Below are 26,924 nucleotides of genomic sequence, written 5' to 3' on the forward strand. Positions count from 1 at the left end.
TGATGAATTCAAAAGTGCGCAGGATTTTTTTTGAACTTAATTTTTTTTACTGATGATAAAAAGAATGTTGCAATTGATAACCGGTTTTGCGGTTGTTGCCTTCTGGCCCATTATTGCCGTTGCACAGGAAACGTTGATTCCCCTGCGGTACAATGCCGCATTGTTTGATCACCAGTCTTCAACAGGAAGCACACGTTCAGCAGTCACCTTACCTTTCATAGATGATTTTTCTTATCCGGGTCCTGACCCTGATCCTGCATTGTGGCAAAATAGCGGAGCTTACCTTAATTATACTTTTCCTGAAGATCCCGTTACTTATGGAGTGCTTACGCTTGATGGCCTTAATGGAAAGGGTGTACCTTATGATACCGCGAGCTTCAGCTTCAGTACTATCGGACCTGCCGATACAGTTACATCTGTCCCTGTTTTGCTTGGCGCATTGTCCGCGGCCGATTCTGTTTACCTGAGTTTCTTTTATCAGCCGGGCGGTATTGGTGATGTACCCAATACGCAGATTTTCAATCTCTTTAATTATGGGGTAGCATTCGGAGATTCTATCATTTTAGAATTTAAAGACAATACAGGCATTTGGCGGCATGCCTGGGCACATGATGGAAGCAGTGTTCAGCCTTTCAGACAAGTGCTTGTAAAGGTTGCTCAGACGCAGTTTTTTCATGATGATTTTCAATTCCGTTTCCGCAATTATGCCAGTCTCATCGGTAACTATGATCAGTGGCATCTCGATTATGTGCGCATGAATTCGGGAAGAAATCATACGGATACATTAATCAATGATGCTGCGGTGCAACTCTATCCGACATCCATTCTTAAAACGTATCAGGCAATGCCCTGGAATCAGTTTCAAAATTACCAGGAGAAAGAGAAAGCGGATCAACACGTATTGGTGATAAAAAATAATTTTAATGCTGTTAAAAATACCAGCTATCAATACACTGCAACAGAAAAAATGAGCGGTTCACCGGTCTTCACATCTCCTGTTCAAAGCAAGAATATCGCTGCAAGCGATACAGGTGAAGTAAGATTCGAGAGCTATGATATTCCTGAGTTTTTTAATGATACGGTTATTATTTCCACGCAGTATGTGATTGGTGCAACCGGTGATATTAATACAAGGAATGATTCAATAGTACGCGAACAGGTGTTTTCAAATTACATGGCATATGACGATGGCAGCGCTGAGGCTACTTACCGTTTGTTGGGTTCGCCGGCGTCATTGGCGCAGGAGTATATAGTAAATACAACCGACAAACTTCAGGGCGTCTTGATTCATTTTTCCAACACAGAGGAAAACATGAGCCAGAATCTTTTTTCATTGATCGTATGGTCGGCACTGAATGAAGCAGACACTTTGTACCGTGATGATTTTCTGAAACCGAAATATCAAAAGGAGTTGAATGGATTTGCTTTTTATCGCCTTAGTCATGCCGTTGAAGTGACCGATACTTTTTACATAGGTTTTCAGCAAAGCTCCGTTTCCAACGACCTGAAAACTGATATCGGTTTCGATTTGAATACCGATAGCCACACGCACCTGAAATATAATCTCAATAATGGCTGGATTGATTCTCAATTTCCCGGCACGTTGATGATGCGGCCCGTGCTTGGTAAAGACATTCCATTCCAGGTAGGATTGCAGGAACCTTCGCCTGTTGGACTTTCCATTGCTATTTATCCTAATCCTGTTCACGATGTGCTTACTTTGCAATATAACGGCACAGCAGTGTATCAATATGAAATTCTGGATAATTCAGGAAGAGTTATTCAGAAAACCAATGGCACCAAATCAATTGCAGTTGAACAGTTGATGCCCGGTTTTTATTTATTAAAAGTTACCGAACCTGCGACAGGAAAAATGTCGGTTAAAAAATTCATCAAACAATAATTTTCCGGATGCAGTTAATTACAGTAGAAGAGCTAAAGACGCGATTGGATCAGCATGATCTTTTTCACCTGATTGATGTTCGTGAACAATGGGAATATGAAGAGTTCAATATTGGTGCAATGAACCTGCCCTTGTCAACATTTATGTCTGCTATTCCTGATCTGGAAGATTGGAAGGAGGAAGAAATTATCATCCATTGTAAAATGGGCGGCCGGAGCATGCAGGCCGTTGCGATACTTGAACAGATGGGCTTTAAGAACGTGAAGAACGTGACCGGAGGAATGGAAGAATGGAAGATGAAATTTCCTGAATAATTTGCCGCCCATCCAGTATAACGGATTTAGCCAGCGTCTTTATGCGCTCTGAAGTTATCAAAGATTGGCCGCACTGTATTTTTTGTCGCCAAACAATTAATACTTTTGGCCAACAACCCTATCAGTGAAACAGCGCTTCCTCTTTTCAATCTGTTTTTTCTCCATCAGCGTTTCATTAATCTATTGCAGTGCTCCCAAAAAAGAGGTTGCTGAAACACCACTTTATAAAAGCTGGAATGATACTGTAGGATATGTAGGAATGAGCACCTGCAAAAACTGTCATCAGCAGATTTATGAAACTTTTATTAATACAGGAATGGGTGAAAGCTGGGATGTTGCCTCACCACAAAAATCATCCGGCAGGTTTGATGCGCACAATGTCGTGTATGACTCGTATAAAGATTTCTACTATAAACCATTCTGGAAAGATAGCCTGTTGTATATTATGGAGTACAGGTTGAGCGGAAAGGACACCATTTATAAACGATCTGAACAAATCTCCTATATCGTTGGCTCCGGACAACACACCAACTCTCATATCTGGCAGGTGAATGGTTACCTCTACCAGGCACCCTTAACGTTTTACACGCAAAAAGGAATCTGGGAAATGCCTCCGGGATTTGAAGACGGCATGAATACACGATGGAACCGTATCATCAGTATTGAATGCATGAATTGCCACAACATGTATCCTGATTTTGATACCACCTCAGAAAATAAATTTACCGTGGTGAAAAAGGGAATTGAATGTGAGCGCTGTCATGGTGCTGGTGAAGCGCATGTGAATGAAAAATTGAAAGGTATTTTAATTGATACATCAAAGTACATTGACTATTCTATCGTGAATCCGAAAAAGCTTTCACGGGATCTGCAGGTTGAATTGTGTCAGCGTTGTCACCTGCAGGGTATTTCTGTTTTGAATGAAGGAAAAACTTTTTTTGATTTCAAACCAGGGCAACCATTGAACACGGTCATGAATGTTTTTATGCCACGTTATGAAGGTGGAGAAGGGAAATTCATCATGGCTTCCCATGTAGACAGGATGAAGCAAAGTAAATGCTATCTGCAATCGCAGATGACCTGTCTGACTTGTCACAATCCGCACATCAGCGTAAAGGTTACACTGCCTTCGCAATTTAATGCTACCTGCAAATCATGTCATGGAACAGAAAATCATGGATGTAAACTTCCCGTGAATCAGCGCATGACTGAAAAGGATAACTGCTTTAAATGTCACATGCCTGTTTCTGAAACGCTTGATATTCCTCATGTAACGGTGCACGATCACCGGATACAGGTGCCGGTGACGGACAGAAAAAGACAGGAAATTCAAAAGTTCGTAGGAATTGAATGCATGACGACAAAAAATCCGTCACCGCTTTTAATGGCGAAGGGTTACCTGCAAACGTTTGAAGCATTCTCGGCACAACCTTACCTGCTTGATTCCGCCAATAAATACCTGGAATCTGTTAAAGATAAAAGTGATGCGAATTTCACTGCGGAGCAACTCCGTTATTTTTATTTAAAGAAGCAGTTTAAAAAAGTTGTTGAGTTGTCTGGAAAAATGGATGCAGGGAAGATTAATGATTCATGGACTGCCTATCGCATTGGAGAAGGCAATTACCAGTTGGGTGATTTTAACCGTGCATTGGATTTTTATCAGCAGGCTGTTGTGCTGAAGTCCTCAGATCCGGAATTCAATAATAAACTTGGCAGTGTGCTGGTGGCATTGAAAAGATTAAACGAAGCAAAGGAAGTGTTTGAGAAAATTGTACAGGATCAACCTAAGTTCGCTCCGGCATTGTCAAACCTGGGGTATGTATATTTCCTGAATAGTGATTTTGAGTATTCCGGAACTTTGTATGACAGGGCGCTTGCACTGGATCCTGATTATGAGCAGGCACTCATGAATAAAATTGCGTTGCTGATTGTGTTGCGAAAAAATGATGAAGCAGGACAACTGGCAGTGCGGGTGTTGAAAATAAATCCGGATAATGAAAAGGCGAAGATGGTTTTGAAAGGACTGGGGAGTTGATGTTGATGTGCCGATATGCCAATGGATTGATGTGCCGATGGGTTGGTGGGTTAAAAGGTTGAGTTATTGGCAGTTGCTTTTGTTGTGGCGGAATTCTTTGATGAATGGTAGTTGACGAGAAGATTATTTTCAGACCGTAATATTTCTCTTTTTAGCAGCATGCAAAAAGAGAAATGAAAACAAATCAAACAAACAATCAATACGCACTTCGGCAAATCCATTTCAGACTTTCATGCTAATGCTTTAAAAGATAACCATTGCAAAAAATCAGGCAATCAATCGGCACATCGGCACATTAATTCATCGGCACATCCATTTTCAACTAAGGACTCACTACTCACTACTCGCGACCCACTACTAACCCATGGCCAAAAAGAAAAAATCACAATCAAAGCTTCGCCGGTATGTGATTGCGTTTTTTGTTGTGGTAGGTATTTTTGCAGTCTTAATCGGGTATCGTTATTATCACAGGGTATATGCTCCCAATATCGAATTTGCAGACGAGAAGGAATTTCTTTATATCCCGACGGGTAGCGATTACGAGCAACTGCTTGCGATTTTGTATGACAAAAAAATTGTAAAAAACATTGAAGCTTTTGAATGGGTTGCCACCAAGATGGAGCTTCGAGGCAATGTGCATGCGGGAAAATACCGTTTGGAAAAAAACATGAATAATTATGAACTGGTAAAAATGATTCGTGGTGGATTGCAGGAACCGGTAAAACTTGTGATCATTAAATTCAGACTGAAAGAAGATGTCGCAGGTTTTGTTGGCCGTAAACTGGAAGCTGATTCTGTTGCAATACTAAATGCACTGAATGACGAATACGAATTGACACAATTCTCATTAACGCCGGAAAATTCAATCTCGCTGATTATTCCGAACACATATGAATTTCGCTGGAATACGAACGCCGTGCAATTTATGAAACGGATGAAGAAGGAGTATGACCGTTTCTGGACGGAGGACCGGAAAAGTCAGGCTGCCTTACTGCAACTTACACCGGCAGAGGTTATCACGCTTGCTTCTATTGTTGAAGAAGAAACGAATTACCAGTCGGAGAAAAGTACTGTTGCCGGCGTATATCTGAATAGAATTCATAGAGGCATGGTGCTGCAGGCAGATCCCACCGTAAAGTTTGCAATAAAAGATTTTTCGATTAAGCGTGTTCTGAATGTACATCTTGCATTTGTTTCGCCATACAATACATATCTTAATAAAGGGCTTCCGCCCGGTCCCATTTGTACGCCATCCATCAAAACAGTGGATGCAGTATTAAATGCCGAACAACATGATTATTTATATTTTTGCGCGAATCCTGATAAGCCCGGTACACATTCATTCGCGAAAACTTATCAACAGCATCTTTTGAATGCACGGAGGTATCAGGAGTGGTTAGGGAGGCAATAGTGAGTAGTGAGAAAGTCGTTAGTCGTTAGTCGTTAGTCCTTAGTCCTTAGTTGTTAAGGGTGTGGAGTTTTTCCAAAAATTAACAATTAAACAATTAAACAATTAAACAATCAGCAATTAACCATATAACCATATAACCACCCAACCATTCAACCATCCAACTCCCAACATGTACATCCACGAAATTGAAATCCGCGTAAGGTATGGTGAAGTAGACATGATGGGTTATCTCTATTACGGTTATTATTCATTTTACTATGAGCAGGCGCGGGTGGAGACCATGCGAAGTCTGGGCATTTCATATAAGAAGATGGAGGAACTTGGTTTTATGTTACCGGTACGGGATTTAAATATTCATTTTGTGAAGCCCGCGCACTATGATGATGTTGTGCGCATCAAAACGATGATTAAAAAGATGCCACTCGTACGTCATGATTTCTCCTATGAGATGTATAACCAGAAAAATGAGTTGATTAATAAAGCCGAAACAACTTTAGTCTACATTGATAAAGACAGCAGGAAGCCTGTTTCCTGCCCTGCATTTGTACAGGAATTGCTGAAGCCTTATCTTGAACACTGATGTGAGCAGTATTATAGAAAACATAAGAAAGTACAGTGGCTGGGATACACTTGTTGAACTCGCGAAGATCAAAGGTTTTCCCGGACACCGTGATATTTCTGTCTATGAAGTGCTTTCTTTTTTGTTTATGGAAATGGGTCGTGATTCAATTCTGATTCGCGCCTCTTCCATCTCCTTCAATTTTTTTGTTGCCATCTTCCCGGCCATCCTGGTTATGTTTACGATTATTCCATATATACCTGTGCCCAATTTTCAAAGCGCACTGCTCAATACACTCAGTGATGTATTGCCTCATAATGTATATGATTTGCTGAATGAAACCATCGAAGATATTGTAACACGCGAGCAAGGTGGCCTGCTGTCTGTCAGTATTATTCTATCCGTGTACTACGCAAGCAGGGGAGTGATGAGCCTGATGAATGCCTTTGACAAAGCCTTGCCAACATTCAGGAAACGGAATTTTCTCAACAATCAACTGGTTGCATTTAAGATTTTGATCCTGCTGTTTTTGCTGTTGGTTGTATCCATCACACTGTTTATAGGAGGAGAAGGTATTATTAAGTGGATCATGCGTTTAATTACTGCAGAAAGTTCCACCACTTATTTCTGGTTCACCACCATTCGCTGGATATCTGTGCTTGCGATCATTTATTTTTCCATCGCGCTCATTTACTATTTCGGACCGGCAACACATAACCGCTGGCGTTTTTTTTCAGCAGGTGCAACACTGGCCTGTGCACTTTCAATTATAAGCTCTATTATTTTTTCATGGTTGATTGATCAGTTTGGTCAATACAATAAATTGTATGGCTCTATCGGAACTTTATTGGTGATGATGATCTGGTTAAATTATAATTCACTGAGTCTGCTCATTGGATTTGAATTAAATGCAAGCATTGAAATGAATAAGAACATCCATAAGGAAGGTTCGTTGGAAAAGACATTCTCCGGCGATCTGTAATTTATTCAGCGTAATGCGCTTGGCAGCCGGGGAGGGGGGGGGGGGGGGGGGGGGGGGGGGGGGGGGGGTGGGGAGGGGGGAAGAAGGGGGGGGGGGCGCTTTACGGTCATAACAGTCAACTTACCGAACTAATCAAGTGACGTCATTCAATATTTTTAACAAATGAAAATTGGTTTTCACTTCGTAGAGCAGCGGATATTTTCTTCCTGTCGATATCAGCATAATTGCTGAACTAAAGTCTTTCTTGCATCAACGGGCCCGTGGACTTTATTCTTAATTTAAAATAGTCAAATAAAAAAATCCATCCCGGATGGATTTTTGTTTTTTCGTTCAGTCAATATTTTAAAAAACAAAGCCCCCGGCGAATTACCGGGGGCTATAATAAATTTTGAAAAGGAAATTATTATTCAATCACCATTTTGTGTGTAACGGAAGCATTGCCTGATGACACAGTGTAGAAATAAACACCTGCTGCCAATGTGTTCCTGTTAATAGCAACCGTGTGGTTGCCAGGAGCAAACTGATACGTCTGTTCAGAGAAAGTTTCTCCCAAAATATTTTGAACCTTAACATTAAGTTGAGAAGTTTCAGTAACCTTTACGGTAAATTGTGTTGAACCATTAAATGGATTTGGATAGTTAGCACCTACCGAAAAAGCACTTGGTTCAATTACCTCGTTAACACCGGTTGTCGGGAATTCTGTATCAGCGAATGTTATACCTCCCAAATACCAGAAATTAGAAACTGCATCGAATGCACCGGCAGGATCAACAATAACCACAGGAATAGTGGTAGTTGCAGTCGGATCATCACGCAGACTTACCGGAGCAAGGTGTGGCATATAAGCTTTGCCATCCCAATCGGTGTTATAAGTAGCATTTTTAGCTTCGAACGAAAGCTGCCATGAATTTACATCGAGTCCCCTGATAAAAAGATTGGGATACGTGTTGTCGGCTGCATAGGGATCAACCAAACTAGGATCGGTGTCTATCCAACTGAAGAATACCTTGCTGCCATCTGGAGTAGTAGTAGCCTGGCAACGGTTGTCTTCTGTGTAGGTGACATTGGTTCCAACTACGCCACGGAAAGTTGCGACGCTGTCAACATCTAATTGAATGGCTTCCCATGTTCCTGCATGATTTGTAATGTCGTAGCAATGCAGGTTTAAGCCGGATTGAATTCCATAATCCTGTCCACCGCCTACTACATTTACATAATGTGGATTTCCAAATTTATCCACTACCAGTGCTGCTTCATAACCAGTGCTTGGTATTCCACTGCTGAGTGGATCAAGACTCAACAAAACATTGTCGAATGAGGTAAGGTCAACATAAGTTGGTTCTGACCAGCTTGCACCACCATCGTTGGTAGAAATAAAAACGGGTTGATAAACGTACAGTCCATCATCAATAAAATCACCTCCTATCGCAATCCATCCTTTCATGCCGGTAGGATCGAATGCAATTAACGGATCGAGCCAGGATGTTTCTCCATCAAAAGCGAGATCCGGTGGAAGGGTAATTGTTTTATTAAGTGTCCATTCTACATTGCGGGTGGCAGCATTCCAAACGCCTTTTATCAAAACGTAACTACTGTCATTGGGATAGCCAGCGATGTCATCTTCATCAAACACCTGTGCCATTGCCCAATATTCTCCCGGTAATCCTTTTACTAAGGAAGTAAAAATGCCCACATCACCATGGTTCACAGAATCAATGACTTCAGTGAAAGATAAAACATCACCATCTACCTGACCCACACCTGAGATAATCCCTTCCCATGTATTGGCAGGTGCAGTTCCATCACCATTGTGCCATGTTCCTTCATATACCAAATAAACGCTGTCAGGCACAGCGGCATTGGAAGGATTGATAAGAGCGCCTTGCGGATAACGTCCGTTTATACCACCAGCACCTGCTCCGTCTGTATTTGGATTGAGCGCTCCGATATCATTCGTAAAAGTGAGACCGCCATCTTTGGAAACATCATAGCGGTACTGTGAACTGGTGCCACCAAAAGCTCCGGCATTGTTGCGATGAACAAACACCACAACTTTTGTGGTATTATCAGCTACTATCACATTACATTGATTACTTAATACTGTTAACCCATTGCTGGAACTTCCTAAAGCCACCGCTGTCAAATCACGCGTACCCGCTGATTGTGTAGCAGGAGGCAGGCGCTTAGGAGTAGATTGCAATAGCATATTGTCATTTGCCAGATCGACACTCATTCGCGGATCGGCAATGCGTGTAAGTTGGGTGCTTTGGGCAAATGCCAAAGTTCCAACACACAATGAAATAAACAGAAGCGTAGATTTTTTCATGTTTTAAAATGTTTGGTTTAAAATCTGGTGCAAGGAATACTGCCAAAATTATAAATTTAAAGTTATCAATCTAATTTATTTTTATGTATGCGCAGATCGGTAAATGCTGAATGAATGCTCTTTAGCGTGCAGTTTGGAATTCACACAAAGATGAAATGGAGAGTTGAATATTAAAAGAATGTTTTAAAAAGAAAAACCCCTCCGTTTGGAGAGGTTTTTCAATGCAATTTCTAAGTTAAAAAACTATTTGTTGAGCAGTGTCAGCGGAATAGTGGTATTGCTGTTGGCTGATTTAATATTTACATAATAGATGCCGTTTTCCATTCCTGAAAGATCGAGGTCTGTTTTGTTATTGTTAACCTTAACAGCATTCAGCGTCATTACAGTTCTTCCAATGCTATTAGTAACTGAAATGGAAACATCATTTTGGTCAAGCTTGTTAAAAGCCAGTGTGGTAAAACCTGTTGAGGGATTCGGATAGACAGAAATGGAAGCATCAGAAGTATTCACCCCAGGCACACCAACATCGATGCCGAGGTCAAACACCGGCAATGACACATACACTATTTCATTTTCCACGCCCGCGTTGCAGGGATCAGGATTGCCACTTGTTGTTGAGATACCAGCACAAAAGTCGCGTTGATAAATAAGGCGCACATTGTCATCAACTGTTCGGGCCAGACATGCATAAGCACCTTCAGCAAACTCATCGCTAACCACATCAATAGGATCAGCCCATGATTCGCCATTGTCCTGGCTTACCGATACATAAATGTGACGCATCGATTTACCATCAGGATCAGATGAATTCTCCACTACCGCCATGTAAGACAGATAGATGTTGCCGTTTACATCGATCGCTGCACTCGGATAGGAAGTAAGACCTTTGAATGGAAATGTTCCAATGTCATTGAATTCAATGTAACCGCTCTGATCAAGATCTTGTGAACCTAAATTTTCAATCATCGTAGCATCGGTCATGTTTTCATCCCAATACATCAAAGCATTCGTAAAATAATAGGAGTAAGCCGCATCACCCACAATATCATTCAGAATAAACATATCTCCCCACCACAAATGCACCATTCCACTGTTGTCCACCAGAATAGCGAAAGAACCATCTGCAATTCGAATGCTGTCGGCCACGCCATCATTATTCATGTCAGTGATGGTGTCATCTGTAAACTTAAAATAAGGATGCTGATACACGATGGTTTTGGTCCAGGTGTCACCATTGTCTGTTGATTTGTAGAGTAGCACATCATTGGAAATACTTCCGCCAACAACTATTGCCACTGTATTTCCATTCGCATCAATCTGGTAAGCGTCACCGGCGAAGCCGATATAGTTTTCAGAAGTGATATCCGGAAGCTCTACATTGGTTTTATCCCAGGTTGTTCCACCGTCTGTTGAACGGTAGTACATCGGTGTTCCATTCAAACCATTGTATAAGGCACCCCCATTCCCGGTAGGAGTAGTAAGGGAAATCAAATGAACATTATTTCCATTGGTGGCTACTTTCGACCAAAGGTTTCCGCCCACCGCATCATTTTCCAGATCGGTAAGACTTTCAGTCCATGCACCTGTGCCTGCGGATGCACGGTAAGAATGTTGCATTACAAATGAAGTGGTATTATGGGCCATTACATTTTCAATGCCACTTGATGGTATGCAGATGTTGGTGAAGCCTGTGCGTTCACTTTCAACACGCTCGGTAGGTTGCGTGCCCCAGGCAGTTCCATCATAAAAATTATAACCAGTGCCACGATCAGTGGCCTGATTGCCCGCTGAGAAAGTCCAGGCTGCGGATACAGTTCCGGTGCTGCTGTTATAGACGAGGCGGTCGGAAATTGCATTGTTTGACTGCAGGTCATAGAAGGTAGTACCAATTACTGCTTCTGTGAAATCGCGGATGGTCTGTGTCTGACCGATGGGCGAAGTACTGGTTGTTGATTGTGTGGGAACAGGCATCTGTTCATTGCCTGCAAAACTCCCGGGAACCAACGTGGGACCTTTGTAATGTTCAGGTCTTACAGTTGGTGGCTGGTGGGTCACTGTTGTTTGGGCAAACATGACGCTTGCCAATAAAAGACCTGTGAATGTGAGTGTAAATTTTTTCATGGTATTCATGGTTGGGTTAGAAAAATGGTTTTGCGTAATAATCAAAATTAAAAATGCAAATTAACAAACTGTTTTATTTAGGCTTGGGTTTTTATCAATTGAGGATCCGTCGAAAACTTGGGAATCTGAGCAGCAGCCATCACCGAAACGGAGACAGCGACTGCAAGGAGTGTAAATTTTTTTGTCAGCATTGTTTATAGTTTTTAAATTTAAAGATGTTCAAAGTTAAGCTACTGTTTCAAAGTAAACAAAAAACAAAATTTTCTTACTAATTCAGCAACTGTTCAAAGATTATTATTTTGATTTTTTCGCTTGTTGCGTCTGTGCTTTAGCCATGTTTTCGAGTCGTTCCTGCAACTTGGATTTTTTAACCGGTTTCTTTTTATTGTCCTGTATTTTCCGGTGAATGGCATCTTCATCTATGATGTAATTCTTAATGATATACTGTTGCCCGAACGCCACGATATTCGATAACGAATAATAGTACGTGAGAGCGGCAGGAAGGCTATTAAAAACGCCAAGCAGCATTACAGGAAAAATATACGCCATGTATTTCATTTGACCGGTTACACCCGAAAGCTGGTTGTTGTAAATCGCAAAAAGAATAGAAGTGATCGTCATGATGATGGTCCATAAGCTCACGTGATCGCCGTAAAAAGGAATAGAGAAACCAAGATTTAAAATTGAATCGTAGGTGGAGAGATCTTTGGTCCACCACAATGCCTGTTGCCGCAATTCGATAGAAAGCGGGAAGAAAGTGTACATGGCCGCAAGTATGGGCAATTGCAACAATGCGGGAACACAACCTCCCAATGGATTTACACCAGCCGAACGGAAGAGTTTTAATTGTTCCTGTCCGAACTTTGCCTGATCGTCCTTATATTTTTCTTTGAGCTCATCAATTTCAGGTTTCAGCACACGCATTTTTGCCGCAGAAAGAAAGGAACGGTAATTAAGCGGAAAGAGAATGATACGCAACAGCACTGTCATGATTAAAATGATCAGTCCGAAATTCAGCACATAGTTGTTTAGAAAATTAAAAAGCGGAATGATGAAATATTTATTGATCGGAGAGGAGATGATACCAAAGAGTCCGGCACCTAAAGGAATGATTTGCTCCAGGTCATAATCGCCCAATCGTTTTAAGTCCTGGTAGTTGTTAGGTCCGAAATAAAACTGCATCGGATAGCTTACCTGTTTTTTATTATTGTCAAAAGGCAACACAAGCTGAGCGCTCATTTTCTTCACGTAATCTGAACCCAATTCAGATTGTGTGCTGAAGTTGCCTTGTGCAAAGGGCTGCTGTGTAATTAAAGTGGCATTAAAAAAATGTTGTTTGAAAGAAACCCATTGCAGCTTGCCCGGAGCATTCATGTCACCGGTGCTGTGCTCAGAAATACTTTCCACATCATCATCCCAATAGCGGAAATAAATGGAAGAATAATTCTTTTCCATTTCAACATCCTTTTCGGTATGACTGAAGTTGGTATTCCATTCTAAATTAATGTCCGGATTGTTTTTGCTGATCACGCTGTCCATGCCTACGAGGTTGAATTGATAATTCAACAGGTAGGAGTTGCCTTTCAAAGTATAGCGTTGTTCGATATAGCGATTGGATGATGCGTATGCACGGAAAACAATCGTGTTGGAATCATTTTGTGCTACTGCAAAAGATTTCCCGGTAGTTTTAAAAAGAACATCATCAGTTCCGACCTGCGTGGTGCCGGAAAAAAAAGCATAATTGAAGAACGTGTTTTTTTCGTCGAACAGGATGAGTGGTTGCTGATCATACGTTTTGAATTTCTTCAATTCTACTGATACCACTTTGCCGCCTTTGCTTGACAGTTTTACTTTCATCACTTCATTTTCAATGTTCACTATTTCTTCCGCGGTAACCGAAGTATCTGAGAAAATACCGGTGGCAGTTTGCTTCACGGTAGTGTCACCTTTGTTGACTATCGCATTGCTGTCAGGTGAAATTGCATTGACAGAATCTGCAAAGTGTCGCTGCTGCTGAACCAACGAGATGGAATCCTGCTGCCTGTGCAAACGGGCAGTTTCTTCCTGTGAAGGGGTATTAATATAAATGTATGCAATGAAGATCAACGCGATCAGCACAAATCCAATAGCCGCATTCCTGTCCATGAATTATATTTAGTTGAGTTTTATGGACGGTTGCACGTCGTATAAATTTTAGCCACCCTATCCATTTTGGGAGCGCAAACCTACATGAATTTGGGAGAAAGTCAAAGGAAGGATTGATGAAGATCGGACTTTCCTGCTAACTATTAATGCCAGTAGAATTGTTAAATTGTTAAATGGTTAAATGGTTGCGGCAAAGCCGGAGAAAAGTTCATAAAATAATTTTAAGGAGGATTAGCAGATGATTTTGATGGAGTAAATCAATGCTAATGAAATTGATGTCGAAAACTCAAAGGCAAATCCGTTTAAAGATATACAGGTGTTTTTTCTTCGATTACTGCAGTCGGGTTGCTTTCTTTTCTTTTCTGATCTTCGATAGCCGCCGATATAAATTTTACAAAAAGCGGATGTGGATTGTCAACAGTGCTTTTTAATTCAGGATGATACTGCACACCCACAAACCAGGGATGTTTTTTCAGTTCAATCACTTCAACAAGGTTGCTTTCAGGATTGGTGCCGGTAGCCATAAATCCGGTTTCCTCAAAGGCAGAAAGGTATTTATTGTTGAATTCATACCTGTGACGGTGGCGTTCAAAGATAGAAACATGGCCATATGCCTGATAGGCCTTCGACGACTTCTTTAATGTACACTCGTAAGAACCCAGTCGCATGGTGCCGCCTTTCAATACTACCTTTTTCTGTTCTTCCATCATGTCAATTACCGGAACGTTGGTTTCGGTATCCATCTCGGTAGAATTGGCTTCCGGCCATCCAAGCACATTGCGCGCATATTCAACAACGGCGCATTGCATGCCGAGGCAAATGCCAAAAAACGGAAGATTGTTTTCACGCGCATATTTAATGGCGGTTACTTTCCCTTCAATACCCCGGGGACCAAAACCGGGAGCCACAAGAATACCATTCAATTCCCCCAGCAGGTGATGTACATTTTTAGGATTGATGTGTTCAGAGTGAATAGAAATCAGGTCCACTTTGCATTCATTGATGGTGCCTGCATGCACAAAAGATTCGCGGATGGATTTATAAGCATCGGCGAGTTCAACGTACTTTCCAATGAGACCGATCTTAACTTCTGATGTCGGGTTTTTCAACTTGCCCATGAACTCTTTCCAATTATCAAGATTGGGTTCATCGCCGGTTCGAAGCTTGAGCTTTGACAATACTGTCTTGTCAAGATTCTCTTTCAACATCAGCAACGGAACATCATAAATGGACTCAGCATCAATGGACTCAATCACTGCATTCGTGGTAACATTACAGAACAAAGCGATCTTGCGGCGGAGGTCATTATTGAGGTGGTGTTCTGTTCTGCAAACGAGGATATCAGGCTGTACTCCATTTTCAAGCAACTCTTTAACTGAATGTTGTGTTGGCTTGGTTTTCAGCTCTTTAGCTGCTTTTAAATAGGGTACAAGTGTAAGGTGAATGACGAGGCAGTTTGAATTCCCGAGTTCCCACTTCATCTGTCGCACGGCTTCAATGTAAGGCAGTGATTCGATGTCGCCGACAGTGCCGCCGATTTCGGTAATCACCAATTCATAATCACCCGAATTTCCAAGCAATTGAATCCTTCTTTTAATCTCATCGGTAATATGGGGAATCACCTGTACGGTCTTTCCGAGGTAGGCACCTTCCCGTTCTTTGTTGATGACTTCCTGGTAAATTTTACCGGTGGTCACATTGTTTGCCTGCGAAGTAGGATGGTTGAGAAACCGTTCGTAATGACCGAGGTCAAGATCCGTTTCGGCGCCGTCATCGGTTACATAACATTCGCCATGTTCATACGGATTGAGCGTTCCCGGATCAACATTGATGTAAGGGTCAAACTTCTGGATCGTTACTTTGAAACCTCTTGCCTGCAGCAATTTTGCAAGAGATGCGGAGATGATTCCTTTTCCAAGCGAGGAGGTAACTCCGCCCGTAACGAAGATGTATTTAGTGGTTGCCATGAAAGATTCAGTTACGGGCTTCGAAGGTACTATTAGATTTCAGGATTAGAAAGAAGGTAAGAGATAATTAATTTAATGAGCGAAATGGGAGATGATGATCAGGGAGTTATTGTCAGGTAGTGTCCGGAGGCTTGTGTCAAACGGGAAGGTAATATGTACATTTTTGAGAACGTATGAGCAATGTTTTTATTCTGACAGTTACGGGTATGTAGTTAGCTTATTGTGGTTTGATTAACTCCATTTTATTTTCAATCCTATTTCTAATTTATTTGGATTTATTTTGCGAAAAGCACCGAAATGTGGTATATTTCGCAAAAATTATCTCAAATGATTTCAGATAGTAATTACAGCCGATTAGAGCATTGGATTGAAGAATGTCAATCTAAAGGCAAACTGGCATTCAATTTAGCCGAGCTAAGGCATAGATTTCAATCTGATACCGAAACAGCGTTAAAGCGGGTGTTGGACAGATTATCTGAAAAAGAAAAAGTGGTTTCCATTTTTAAAGGCTACTACATAATCATTCCACCCCAATATTCATCAAAAGGAATTTTACCGGCAGCTATGTTTATAAACGGACTAATGAAATTCTTAAAGAGAAAATACTATGTAGGACTTTTAAACGCAGCAGCACTTCACGGTGCATCACACCAACAACCGCAAGAATATTTTGTAGTAACAGAATATCCGGTTTTGAGGCCGACAAAAAAGAAAGGACTTAAAATAAACTATATCAGCACAAAACAACTTCCACCTGAATCGCTTATTGAAAAAAAGAAAACAGAAACAGGGTATATCAATATTTCAAACCCGTTGCTCACAGCAATTGACTTGATTAGTTATGAAAAGAAAATAGGTGGACTTAATAGGGCTTCAACTGTAATTAACGAGTTGCTTGAAACAGTTAAAAGAAATGATATAAATGAGGCATTAATAAACTATGCAAGCGCTTCCTCTTTGCAAAGATTAGGTTTTGTATTAGATGAAATTTTAAACAAGAAAGAAATTGCTGATAGAATATTCTCGCTCTGCAAAAAAGCAGGAACTAAATTTTATTTAATTCCCCTAAAAGCATCTGGCGAGAAGAAAATTGAAGTTGTAAATGAAAAATGGAAATTGATTATTAACACAGAGATAGAAGTTGACGAATGATACCACAAGCATACATTACAGAATGGAGCAATTATGTTCCTTGGCAAACAAACGAACAGGTTGAACAAGACCTTGTGATTTGCAGAGCATTGATTGAAATCTTCAAAGATGATTTTCTTGCTGAGAGTTTGGCTTTCAGAGGAGGAACCGCTTTGCACAAACTTTATTTGCAATCGCAACCAAGATATTCGGAAGACATTGACTTAGTTCAGGTTCGATCTGAACCAATTAAAGAAACCATTCAACGATTACAAAAAGCACTTTCGTTTCTTGCAAAGTCAAATGTTACACCACGAAAAGACAACAATACCATTTTCTACAGATTTGAATCAGAGTTTCCACCAATTCAAAAACTTAAATTAAAAGTTGAAACTAATTGCCGTGAACATTTCTCAGTTTTAGGATGGGAGAAAAAACCGTTTTCTGTTAACTCCGAATGGTTTAAAGGGGATTGCAATTTAACCACGTATTCACTTGAAGAATTATTAGGCACAAAACTTAGAGCATTATACCAGAGACGAAAAGGAAGAGATTTGTTTGACTTATGGAAAGCACTTATTACAGCTAACGTAAATCCCGAATTAGTTATCAAATGCTATAAAGAGTATATGAGTTTCTCTTTGGAAAAAGCAATCCCAACTAAGAAGCAGTTCATTCTGAATCTTGAAGCCAAAAGAAATGATGCCGAGTTTTTGGGTGATACAGTTGCTTTGTTACGACCGGAAGAAAAGTATAATCAAGACGAAGCTTTTGAATTAGTATTAAAAAATCTCGTGGAACTAATGTAGTATGAATGAATCTCTCTCAAATCAAATTCAAATTTTCAAATCTGTTTTCAAAGGCAGAGAAGATGTGTTTGCAATTCGATGGGAGAAGGGAAACAAAAGCGGCTACATGCCTGCCTATCAATATGACCCATACATGTATCGGGCACATAAAATGAAAGGTGGAACTTTTCAAAACTACAACGACAAAACCTATTTAAAACTTACCGGCCACGAAATTTCAAAGCATCTGAGTGGACAACAACTCATTGGAATTTATCCGTTATTGCACGACAACACTTCATACTTTCTTGCAGCAGATTTTGATGAAGCTGAATGGATAAATGATGCAAGAAAGTTTCTTAACGCTTGTATTGAAAAAAGTATTCCTGCATACTTGGAGCGTTCCCGTTCGGGTGAAGGAGGGCATGTATGGATTTTCTTTGAACAACCCTACCCTGCAATAAGAAGCAGAAGGATTTTCATTTCTATTCTAGAACAGTCGGGAGCATTCTCATTGTTTGATAAAAGTTCAAGTTTTGACCGCTTGTTTCCAAATCAAGATTTTCTTTCAGGAAAAGGTTTGGGAAATCTTATTGCACTTCCGCTTTTCAAGACAACATTAGAACAAGGAAACAGTTGTTTCATCAACGCAGAAACACAGCAACCTTTTTCAGACCAATTTGAGTTTATAAAAAACATCAGGAAAATTTCTGTTTCAGATTTAGAACAACTACATCTATCGCTAAACACAAATTCCGATTCAACTTTTCAGAATGTTGGAGATGGGAAATTGAAGATTACATTGCTAAACGAAGTTCACATTAGCAGAGAGGGAATCACGACACCTTTGATAAATTTCCTAAAAGAGGAATTGAACTTCACAAATTCGGAATTTATCATCAAGAAGAAAATCGGAAAAAATACTTTTGGAACGGAACGCTATTTCAAGTTTGTAGAAGAATCAGAAAATGAAGTTGTGATTCCAAGAGGTTTTATAGGAAAGCTTATTCGCTTTTGCAGAGAGAATAAAATTGAACATGATTTTGTTGATGAAAGGGAAAGGCATAAAGCAATTCCATTTCTTTTCAATGCTCAACTCAGAGAACATCAGCAAGTGGCTATTGAATCCATTTCTAAAAAAGATTTAGGAGTAATTGTAGCTCCACCCAGCTCAGGAAAAACGATTGTTGCATTGAAAATAATTTCGAACAAGCAGCAACCTGCTTTAATCATTGTTCACAGAAAACAATTGGTTGAACAATGGATTGAGAGAATTGAAACATTTCTTGGAATACCCAAAAGTGAAATAGGAAAGATAGGACAAGGGAAAAGTAATCTTGGAAGAAAAATTACGATTGCAACAATTCAAAGTTTATCAAAGGAATTTGAGAAATCAGATAATGATAATTTGAAAACTGCTTTTGGAACTGTAATAGTTGACGAGTGTCATCACATTCCTGCTGAAACATACAGAAACACAATTGCAAAACTTCAAACATTTTATCTCTATGGCTTAACGGCAACTCCATTCAGAAAATACAATGACGGAAAACTAATTTTTATTCACTTAGGCGAAGTAATTTCCGAAATAAAGTCAAGTGCGATTAGCACGGCACAGCAAGCCAAAATCATTATTAGAAATACCGAACTTGATGTTCCATTCAATTCCAAGACAGACCAGTTTGAAACACTATCAAAAATTCTTGTTCACGATTCAGCGAGAAACAGATTGATTCTTCAAGATGTGGTAATTGAATTGAAAGAAGGCAAAAGAGTTGTGATAATTACTGAAAGGAAAGAACACATTGATTCTTTGCACCAGTATATAAAACAATTATACGAGACAATAACATTAAGTGGTGATGATTCTGAAAGCAGCCGAAACGCCAAATGGAAAATCTTGAAGGACGGAAATTATCAAGCCCTTATTACAACAGGACAATTCTTCGGAGAAGGAACAGATTTACAGAATGCTAATTGCTTGTTTCTGGTTTATCCATTTTCATTTGAAGGAAAGTTGATTCAATACATTGGCAGAGTTCAGCGTTCAGAAGTTACTCCGACTATTTACGATTACAGAGACATCAAGATTGATTATCTGAATAAGCTATTCCTTAAACGGAATACTTTTTATCGAAAGATTGACAAACAAGCGACATTGTTTGATGAACCCTCCGAAGAAACGGTAGAAACAAAGACCATTACAATTGAAAGACAAATAAAAGTTCCAATTGAGCAACTTGAATTTCATTACGGAAGTATTTCATTCAAACACCCCATTCCTGAAATAAAAACCGAACTTGAATTTGAAATTGAGAATCTTGAAGTAAGACCAGAATTTGAAGTATTAAGACCCTACTTCGTAAAAGCACTAAAATCAAAGAATGTAAAGATTGATATTCATGCAGAATTTGAGAATGACAAATTGATTTCACAGTTAGCAACATCAAATGACGTTAAGAAAATAAACCGTGAAGTGATTGAAGGTGTAAAGTTCACTTTTGTTTCAAAGAACATCATTGGAAGACCATTGCTTCAAAATGAAAATCTTTTAGACATCAATCAAATTCAAGGGGAGAAAAGCAATTCGCTTTACAATTCTGGAGAAGAATTGTTGGAAGATATTTTGAAGAAAGGAAACTACAAACATCAGAAGCATTTGCATTTCTTATCGCAGCGACACGACAGAAGCACATTAAAAATTCGTTTTGTGCTAAGCCCTTTCTCTTTTTTTTTCCTATTGACAGGCAAAGAGAAGTTTCACATTGTATTGGAAACTTTGGACACAGAAGAAGCAACTTACTTGTGGCACTTCCCTAAAGACAAGCCGACACTTAAAATAAAGTTGAAAGAAATTGACGAACAACTTAGTGTTATCAGAAACAAAGGCAGACAGGTTTTCCTTAAAAATCAACCAGAGAATTTTAGTCGTGTTCTACATGACTATTCAGACGAAAAAAAGGGATACATTATTTGGAAAGATTTACTTGAAGAGCAAATAACATGAAAGCCAACGCTAAATAAAATACACTCTTGCAAGCCGCACAAGGCAACGCTGAAACCAAAGCTTGCAAGAGAGTATTTTTTCACCCACCCAAGAAAACTTTTTCCCCTCCCTTCCTTTTTTAATAAAATTATTTTACCACAGCACGGGTTTTGCGCGCAACTGGACAGTTTTACTAATACAAATCGCATCGGACAGAGTAGGTGCAAACTTGACACGACAACCCTTCGGACGAGAAAGAAGGGCATCTGCTAACAGCGGTTTTGCGTAAAAAATGAAAAACACGTCTACCTCAAGCGACAGGAGATCATAGAGCATATATTTGGAACGATCAAGCGGCAATGGGGCTACGATCATATATTACTGAAAGGCATTGAAAAGAATAACGGTGAGTTTGCATTGATCTATCTCACCTATAACTTCAGGCGGGTTTTAAATATATTAGGAATCGAAGAGCTAAAAAAACGGCTGAAGGAAGCTGTCTTTAATGTTTTTTACATCACGAGGACATATGGATGGGTGTATAAAAGTTTTTCTCCGGCATTGTCCAGCTGCACTATACAGCGCAATATGATCAAGGATCTTCGCTACCTTAGTTTTTGCACGAACTGACGTTAGCTGCTATAATATCTAGACTTTCCGATGAACAAAAAGATTGCAATTATTTTGACTTTACTTACTCTGACATTTTCCTGCAAATTCAAGGACAAGACAAGTGTAGTAGAGAATAAAACGACTGGCAACGACACAATTTATAAAAAGGACAGTTTGACTTCTGTAATAAACGCTAACAAACAATATTTCAAGGACAGTTTATTAAATGAGAAATCCGGTATCATTGACAACTATTTTTCAAGTTACCAAGCCGACAGTTGTGGTATTTTGACATATAAAAATTCAGAACTTAAAGAAGAATTTGAAGGTATTAGAATTGTGAAAGGTATTAGAACAAACAAACAAAGTGACACTGTTTTTGTAATACCAACTTTTAACTATTGTGACGATGGAGAATCTTATTGCTTTTATGACAAGACACTGCCAAGACTATATACTGATTCATATTGTTGCCACCCAGACAATTTCTTTTTATGCAATGACATAGATGAAGACGGAATAAACGAAGTTGGAATTTTCTATTCTTCTTGTGCAAGCAGATATAAATCTTTGAGAATATTTAGTTTAAAAAATGGAAAATGGAAAGAAATTGGAACTTCGGACTTTGATGTTTTAACACAAGACCCAGTCAAAGTAAGATTTAATAAATTGGTAAAGAAAGTATCAAAAGGAAAATTCAAAATTTGTAATTTTATTGAGGGACAAACCAAATGGGAAATAATAGAGATGAAATAATTACAGCAGCTAACATGGGTAACCGTTGCACAACTTCTTCCTGAGATGGTATTCATGCATGATTTTGAACAGCGATCAGCTTAAGTCGCTGATAGTTTTAAAAAAATTGTCGGGGATTTTTTTCAGACAAGTTTCGCTGCATACTGTGGTGTAGGACGTGGTAAAACAAAAAACAGCGCTGAAAGCAGTTTTTGAACAAATTCGGAAGCATTTTCTATCATCGCTGCCGCTTTTGAATTTGTTTTTTTGCTCGTGAAGCGGATATACTTCTTCAGGTTATAAGTGAGTGCTGCCATCATGATGTGTTTATTGGCCTGGTGGATGCCTCTGGTGTTGACTCTTCTCATATTTACAAAGTTCAGCAGCTTCCCCAGCACTGGTTCTACGGTGCTGCTGCGCTTTTTCATCAGCCGTTTGCCATATGGAGTTTTGAGCTTCTCATGCATCTGATCATATAGTGGTTTATGGATGCTGTGCTCGATCTTCTTATAATCACCCTTACCAATGCAACTGCTTCTTAACGGACAACTTTTGCATTTACTGTTGTCACTGCGGTAAACCTTCATCGCATGCTTGTCGTAGCTGTACCTTATTTTTTTGAAGGGAAGGGTGGCTTTATTTCCTCTTGTACATTCATAGCGGTCCTGTTCTTTGTTATAGATAAACCCTTCCCGTTCATTTTTATACTGCCCGAAGTTGGGGATGTAGGCATCGATATTATTTGAAGCACAGTATTGTAGTGCCTCACCGCTGTTGTAGCCTGTATCGGCTGTGATCTGTTCTAAATGGAGGTCATTTTCTTTTAAGTTAGTGGTGGCCTGCTTTACGATGTGTTCAAGACATTCACTATCGCGTTTATCGGCAAAATCGGCTCCTGCTGCCGTGATCACATGGCAGCTTTGATCTACTGCCACCTGTGCCAGGTAATTCATCTGCCTCGTTTTGCCGGGCTTGACTGCAATACGCGCATCAGGATCAGTGGGAGAAGTATGGGTATGGTTACTTAAAAATTTTCCACGGATCTGGTTACTGTTTTGATCAGCTCCCTTACTACTTCCACCGGGCATGTCTTTATATTCCTCTGCTTTCCATTGGTGATGGGATTGGACGGCTTTGTGCTTTTCAGAACTGATGGTGGGGCTTGCTTTATCAGATGGAGTGAGTGTAACGGGTTTTATTTTGAACTCACTTTGTTCATCAAGTTCACTGCTGTATTGCTCCACGTCATCAAGTATTTGTTTTTCTGTCAGTGAGTCGATGCTGCAATTGGCTTTCACATGAGCGCTGTCAATGGCCTGTCGTTTACCGCGAACCATACCAGCCTCAATACACAGGCTCAGTATTTTTTTAAACAATGCAAGAAAAACTTCTTCACCGTACAGTTGCCTGGTGCGACTAATGGTCGAATGCCAGGGAAGTGGTTCATCGATATCATATTTCAAATACAACCTTACGTCCAGGCAGTTGCTGCAATACTCCATCAGGCGGCGATCCGAACCTATATTGTTGAGGTAACCCACCAAACAGATCTTAAAAAACACTACAGGATCAATGCTGTCCTGACCTTCACTTCCATAATAACGTGCAGTTTGCTTATACAGAAAATGCAAATCAATAGCTGCACTGAGCTTACGGTAAAAGTTCTCCTTTGGAACCAGGTCATCAATGTGAACCTGGTAGAGCATTTTGGGTATTATTTCTTTACGGCCTTGCATGACACAAATATCTCAGAATAGCATTTGATATCCTCCTTCGATCTCAGGAGGTTATTCACTATGTTTGGTGAGTTGTGCAACGGGCACATGGGTTTTGCGTTAGTGGGCACGAAGTGCTGAGAGAAAAAGTGTTTCATTTAGTTGTCTCTTCCTGAAAAAAGTTTACAGTTTTTAAAATTAATCCTGCTATTCATTTACAAATTTATTGTTAGTCCTGATATGAGTTTACAGTTGGTTGTTTCAAAATGCCACACAACGCAAAGGCACATTCGTTATGTCCAATGCTATGATGGCCGTTAGTAAACATATTTTCGCAATGAAAAGCGGCAATTTTTCGTAAATTGTGAATGTGAAAAAAGCTAAGTTTATAGGACTTGAATTTATTGTTGACAAGCTAACCAACAGCCTTGAAAACGTAATTACAGGTGACAGTTTCAGAACTGAGGTTTCAGTTTTAACTAGTGGTGACTTAAAATCAGTAAGCAAATCAAACGGGTGGCTTTTCAATTGGAGAGACGAATTCAAAATACCTTCAAGAGATGTTTATAAACTAACCATAGTAAATAACCCGACAATTATACAGGGACTCATTAGCTTAGAAATTAAAACTGACCACGTTTATATGCACTTGGTTGAAAGTGCATCATTTAACAAGGGCAGCACAAAGGTATATGCAGGGGTACCAGGAAATTTAGTTGCTTTTGCCTGTCAACTTTCATTTCAGCGTGGGCACGAAGGCAATGTTTCATTTCTATCCAAAACACAACTTGTTGACCACTACATCAAGACTCTTGGGGCCATTCACTTTGGTGGAAGAGTTATGATAATTGAAACAAGGGCTGCGCTTCAATTGATTAACAGATATTTTCAAAATCAATAAAATGAAAACAAAAAAAATCGAATTGGACGTTGACTTTATTGGTGGACAAGGTCCATTAACTTCAACAGAAGAAAAAGAACTTAGTGACTTTTTCAAGCGTCGAAAGATGGCATCGCAAAGATCCATTGCAGAAAAGAAAATCAGAAGAGTGAAACGATCAAAAATCTCCAGTTGATATTGATGTTAAAGAAGCACCGGGCATAACGTGGGTTTTGCGTTAGCGGGCACGAAGTGCGAACATAAAAAGTGTTTCATTTAGTTAACTTTATTGCGGGCATGCAGTTGATTGTTTCAAAAGCCCACTAACACAAAGCCGCATTCGTTAGCGGCAACTCTATGACGACAGTGCAACTTTAAACCGACAGACATAAAATGAACAGACCGAAGAATAAAAACTATAATTTTAGCGATACATAGACAACATTGAAAAAAGCAGTCAACATATCTCTTTTAACGTTTTACGCCTTCGGGACTTACTGTTTGCCGTTGGGTGACTTTTCGGTGCTGCATGATATTCCCGAAATGTATCACCACTGCAAATCTACAGAGGACAAAGACATGACACCGCTTGACTTTATCACCGACCATTTAGTAAACATTGACGGACTGTTTGACAAGCACGATAACGGAGACGAACAAAAACCACATACGCCATCGCCTACTCAACATCACGGACAAGCACAGGTTACTTTCATTAACTTTTTTGCGATTTCAATGGCAATATTTCACCCGATTGTAGTTAAACCTGCAATGCCAACGGTGAACTTTATTCAATCAGACTACATCTACAAAATTTTCCGTCCACCGATAGTTTAATTGTTCTATTTCTTGTTAGCCACAAACTTTGTTTGTGCGATTAGTCATTTATTTCAAACAATTAAATATTTCAAAAAATGAAAAGAATAATTTATTTGCTACTAACAGTAGCATTAATGAGCAATGCGGCTTGTGCTCAAAAAATATCTGCCGACAAAGTTCCTGCTGCCGTTACTTCAGCATTCAAAGCAAAGTTCCCAACCGTAACTAAAACAAGTTGGGAAATAGAAAATGCCAACGAGTATGAAGCAGGTTTCAAATTGAATGGCGAAGAAGTTTCTGCCAACTTTGACAAAACAGGAAAGTGGTTAGAAACTGAAACTGAAATAAAAGTTTCTGCTTTGCCAACATCTGTTCAATCAGCATTAAGCAAAGATTTTGCAGGTTTCAAAATAAATGAGGCAAGCAAAATTGAGAGTTTAAAAAACGGAAACTGTTTTGAAGCCGAAATTGAAAAAGGCGAAGAAACTTTTGATGTTTTGTTTACAACTGATGGTAAAATGTTGAGCAAAACAAAAATGGAGAAAGGAAAGGGAGACAAAGATTAATTAACAAGTAAAGAAGCACCTCTAACGCGGTGCTTCTTTTTTTTAATTTCAAATAACATGACAACAGAACAACTAAATAAAGTTGCCAAAATCACTTTGATATTTTGGCTGATGAAAATTGTCGCCACGACGCTTGGCGAAACGCTTGGCGATTTTATTTCCATGACTTTGAATTTAGGTTATACCGTAGGTATTGCAATTACACTTGCATTTTTCCTTGTTGTATTACTCACACAACTCTCAGTCAAGAAATATATTCCTGTCATTTACTGGCTTGTTATTGTCGGCACTACAACTTTAGGAACAGAAATTTCAGATTACATTGACAGAACACTTCACTTGGGTTACACCCTTGGAAGTTTCTTGCTTGTAAGTTGCTTAGTTCTGACATTGTATCTATGGTTTAAGAAATACAAGAACCTTGAAGTTTATCCAATCACCGACAAACAAAAAGAATTTTATTACTGGACAGCAATTCTTTTCTCAAACAGTTTAGGAACTGCGTTTGGTGATTTTCTTGGTGACTACTTTGGACTAAGTTATCTACAAGGTGCTTTCGTGACTGGTGGAGTAATTCTTATTGTTGTTCTTCTTCACAACCTTACTAAAATAAATCACATCATTTTGTTTTGGGTTGCCTTTGTTTTCACCCGACCATTCGGTGCAACATTTGGCGACTTTTTAACGAAGCCACTTAACAAAGGCGGTTTGCATCTTGGGACTTTAAACTCATCACTTGTTTCAACACTAGTAATGATTGTTCTGCTTTTTATTGCTTACCGACAACATAAACTTGAACCGACAACGTAATGAATGTAAATTTCGTTGGATAAACTCTCTGCAAAGCTGTAAAAGTAGCACTTCGGACGGACAGTAGCCCAGCCGCTAACATATAAGGATTAAACGCGCGCAGCGAAGCAGCGACTTAA

21 protein-coding genes are annotated in these 26,924 nt (G+C 39.6%); 16 read left to right on the top strand and 5 right to left on the bottom strand.

The genetic code is table 11. The features are described 5' to 3' along the window. Window positions 1-52: 52 nt before the first annotated feature. The 6 genes from IPO83_15255 to IPO83_15280 all read left to right on the top strand — a co-directional run bounded on the left by IPO83_15255 (window position 53) and on the right by IPO83_15280 (window position 7,204). Complete coding sequence (locus IPO83_15255) at window positions 53-1,903, top strand: T9SS type A sorting domain-containing protein (protein MBK9732610.1); 1,851 nt, start codon at window positions 53-55, stop codon at window positions 1,901-1,903. Between the two features lie 8 nt (window positions 1,904-1,911). Beyond that, window positions 1,912-2,217, top strand: a complete 306-nt coding sequence (locus IPO83_15260) for a rhodanese-like domain-containing protein (protein ID MBK9732611.1) — start codon at window positions 1,912-1,914, stop codon at window positions 2,215-2,217. A 124-nt stretch (window positions 2,218-2,341) separates the two neighbouring features. Beyond that, complete coding sequence (locus IPO83_15265; GenBank protein ID MBK9732612.1) at window positions 2,342-4,252, top strand: tetratricopeptide repeat protein; 1,911 nt, start codon at window positions 2,342-2,344, stop codon at window positions 4,250-4,252. A 364-nt stretch (window positions 4,253-4,616) separates the two neighbouring features. After that, the gene (gene mltG / locus IPO83_15270) at window positions 4,617-5,663 is read left to right on the top strand and encodes an endolytic transglycosylase MltG (GenBank protein MBK9732613.1); all 1,047 of its coding nucleotides are present in this window, start codon (window positions 4,617-4,619) and stop codon (window positions 5,661-5,663) included. Between the two features lie 169 nt (window positions 5,664-5,832). After that, window positions 5,833-6,243: an acyl-CoA thioesterase gene (locus tag IPO83_15275; protein MBK9732614.1), complete on the top strand. Its 411-nt coding sequence runs from the start codon at window positions 5,833-5,835 to the stop codon at window positions 6,241-6,243. Further along, window positions 6,233-7,204 carry a YihY/virulence factor BrkB family protein gene (locus IPO83_15280; protein ID MBK9732615.1) on the top strand — a complete coding sequence of 324 codons (972 nt, stop codon included), beginning with the start codon at window positions 6,233-6,235 and terminating at the stop codon, window positions 7,202-7,204. The genes IPO83_15275 and IPO83_15280 overlap by 11 nt, the downstream gene beginning before the upstream one ends. A gap of 403 nt (window positions 7,205-7,607) precedes the next feature. On the opposite strand, the gene IPO83_15285 is transcribed toward IPO83_15280, so the two are convergent. From IPO83_15285 to IPO83_15300, 4 genes are all read right to left on the bottom strand, one after another. After that, window positions 7,608-9,530 carry a T9SS type A sorting domain-containing protein gene (locus IPO83_15285; GenBank protein MBK9732616.1) on the bottom strand — a complete coding sequence of 641 codons (1,923 nt, stop codon included), beginning with the start codon at window positions 9,528-9,530 and terminating at the stop codon, window positions 7,608-7,610. Window positions 9,531-9,773: 243 nt separating this feature from the next. Then, window positions 9,774-11,651: a T9SS type A sorting domain-containing protein gene (locus tag IPO83_15290; GenBank protein MBK9732617.1), complete on the bottom strand. Its 1,878-nt coding sequence runs from the start codon at window positions 11,649-11,651 to the stop codon at window positions 9,774-9,776. 294 nt (window positions 11,652-11,945) lie between these two features. Next, complete coding sequence (yidC, locus tag IPO83_15295; GenBank protein ID MBK9732618.1) at window positions 11,946-13,796, bottom strand: membrane protein insertase YidC; 1,851 nt, start codon at window positions 13,794-13,796, stop codon at window positions 11,946-11,948. 302 nt (window positions 13,797-14,098) lie between these two features. Then, on the bottom strand, window positions 14,099-15,763 hold the full coding sequence (locus IPO83_15300; GenBank protein ID MBK9732619.1) for a CTP synthase: 1,665 nt from the start codon (window positions 15,761-15,763) through the stop codon (window positions 14,099-14,101). A 327-nt stretch (window positions 15,764-16,090) separates the two neighbouring features. Between IPO83_15300 and IPO83_15305 the strand changes: the two genes are divergently transcribed. From IPO83_15305 to IPO83_15325, 5 genes are all read left to right on the top strand, one after another. Next, on the top strand, window positions 16,091-16,915 hold the full coding sequence (locus IPO83_15305) for a hypothetical protein (GenBank protein MBK9732620.1): 825 nt from the start codon (window positions 16,091-16,093) through the stop codon (window positions 16,913-16,915). After that, window positions 16,912-17,703 carry a nucleotidyl transferase AbiEii/AbiGii toxin family protein gene (locus IPO83_15310; GenBank protein MBK9732621.1) on the top strand — a complete coding sequence of 264 codons (792 nt, stop codon included), beginning with the start codon at window positions 16,912-16,914 and terminating at the stop codon, window positions 17,701-17,703. Before IPO83_15305 ends, IPO83_15310 begins: the two co-directional genes overlap by 4 nt. Window position 17,704: 1 nt before the next feature. Beyond that, window positions 17,705-20,689 (top strand): DEAD/DEAH box helicase family protein, encoded by a 2,985-nt coding sequence (locus tag IPO83_15315; GenBank protein MBK9732622.1) that lies wholly within the window; start codon window positions 17,705-17,707, stop codon window positions 20,687-20,689. A gap of 303 nt (window positions 20,690-20,992) precedes the next feature. Next, on the top strand, window positions 20,993-21,298 hold the full coding sequence (locus tag IPO83_15320; protein ID MBK9732623.1) for a transposase: 306 nt from the start codon (window positions 20,993-20,995) through the stop codon (window positions 21,296-21,298). A gap of 30 nt (window positions 21,299-21,328) precedes the next feature. Continuing rightward, entirely contained in the window at window positions 21,329-22,036 is a 708-nt protein-coding gene (locus IPO83_15325; GenBank protein MBK9732624.1) for a hypothetical protein, read from the top strand. Window positions 22,037-22,158: 122 nt separating this feature from the next. Here the strand turns inward: IPO83_15325 and IPO83_15330 are convergent, their stop codons facing one another. Beyond that, window positions 22,159-23,751, bottom strand: a complete 1,593-nt coding sequence (locus IPO83_15330; GenBank protein MBK9732625.1) for an IS1182 family transposase — start codon at window positions 23,749-23,751, stop codon at window positions 22,159-22,161. A gap of 349 nt (window positions 23,752-24,100) precedes the next feature. Here IPO83_15330 and IPO83_15335 point away from each other — a divergent pair, with 349 nt between their 5' ends. From IPO83_15335 to IPO83_15355, 5 genes are all read left to right on the top strand, one after another. Beyond that, window positions 24,101-24,631 carry a hypothetical protein gene (locus tag IPO83_15335; GenBank protein ID MBK9732626.1) on the top strand — a complete coding sequence of 177 codons (531 nt, stop codon included), beginning with the start codon at window positions 24,101-24,103 and terminating at the stop codon, window positions 24,629-24,631. 1 nt (window position 24,632) lies between these two features. Then, window positions 24,633-24,806: a hypothetical protein gene (locus IPO83_15340; GenBank protein MBK9732627.1), complete on the top strand. Its 174-nt coding sequence runs from the start codon at window positions 24,633-24,635 to the stop codon at window positions 24,804-24,806. Between the two features lie 248 nt (window positions 24,807-25,054). After that, a complete protein-coding gene (locus tag IPO83_15345) occupies window positions 25,055-25,447 on the top strand; it encodes a hypothetical protein (protein ID MBK9732628.1) in 393 nt (130 codons plus the stop codon). 77 nt (window positions 25,448-25,524) lie between these two features. Beyond that, entirely contained in the window at window positions 25,525-25,995 is a 471-nt protein-coding gene (locus IPO83_15350) for a PepSY-like domain-containing protein (protein ID MBK9732629.1), read from the top strand. A 57-nt stretch (window positions 25,996-26,052) separates the two neighbouring features. Then, window positions 26,053-26,805, top strand: coding sequence for a hypothetical protein (locus tag IPO83_15355; protein MBK9732630.1), 753 nt, complete (start codon window positions 26,053-26,055; stop codon window positions 26,803-26,805). The last annotated feature ends 119 nt before the right edge of the window (window positions 26,806-26,924 follow it).

The sequence above is a fragment of the Chitinophagaceae bacterium genome (assembly GCA_016717285.1).
GTDB lineage: Bacteria > Bacteroidota > Bacteroidia > Chitinophagales > UBA10324 > JACCZZ01.

Bases quoted from the DNA above. Each gene is read 5' to 3' on its own strand.
- IPO83_15330 (MBK9732625.1), bottom strand. From the start codon at position 23,751: ATGCAAGGCCGTAAAGAAATAATACCCAAAATGCTCTACCAGGTTCAC.
- mltG (MBK9732613.1), top strand. From the start codon at position 4,617: ATGGCCAAAAAGAAAAAATCACAATCAAAGCTTCGCCGGTATGTGATT.
- IPO83_15275 (MBK9732614.1), top strand. From the start codon at position 5,833: ATGTACATCCACGAAATTGAAATCCGCGTAAGGTATGGTGAAGTAGAC.
- IPO83_15300 (MBK9732619.1), bottom strand. From the start codon at position 15,763: ATGGCAACCACTAAATACATCTTCGTTACGGGCGGAGTTACCTCCTCG.
- IPO83_15315 (MBK9732622.1), top strand. From the start codon at position 17,705: ATGAATGAATCTCTCTCAAATCAAATTCAAATTTTCAAATCTGTTTTC.
- IPO83_15285 (MBK9732616.1), bottom strand. From the start codon at position 9,530: ATGAAAAAATCTACGCTTCTGTTTATTTCATTGTGTGTTGGAACTTTG.
- IPO83_15340 (MBK9732627.1), top strand. From the start codon at position 24,633: ATGAAAACAAAAAAAATCGAATTGGACGTTGACTTTATTGGTGGACAA.
- IPO83_15305 (MBK9732620.1), top strand. From the start codon at position 16,091: ATGATTTCAGATAGTAATTACAGCCGATTAGAGCATTGGATTGAAGAA.
- IPO83_15325 (MBK9732624.1), top strand. From the start codon at position 21,329: ATGAACAAAAAGATTGCAATTATTTTGACTTTACTTACTCTGACATTT.
- IPO83_15290 (MBK9732617.1), bottom strand. From the start codon at position 11,651: ATGAAAAAATTTACACTCACATTCACAGGTCTTTTATTGGCAAGCGTC.
- yidC (MBK9732618.1), bottom strand. From the start codon at position 13,796: ATGGACAGGAATGCGGCTATTGGATTTGTGCTGATCGCGTTGATCTTC.
- IPO83_15310 (MBK9732621.1), top strand. From the start codon at position 16,912: ATGATACCACAAGCATACATTACAGAATGGAGCAATTATGTTCCTTGG.
- IPO83_15260 (MBK9732611.1), top strand. From the start codon at position 1,912: ATGCAGTTAATTACAGTAGAAGAGCTAAAGACGCGATTGGATCAGCAT.
- IPO83_15255 (MBK9732610.1), top strand. From the start codon at position 53: ATGATAAAAAGAATGTTGCAATTGATAACCGGTTTTGCGGTTGTTGCC.
- IPO83_15350 (MBK9732629.1), top strand. From the start codon at position 25,525: ATGAAAAGAATAATTTATTTGCTACTAACAGTAGCATTAATGAGCAAT.
- IPO83_15355 (MBK9732630.1), top strand. From the start codon at position 26,053: ATGACAACAGAACAACTAAATAAAGTTGCCAAAATCACTTTGATATTT.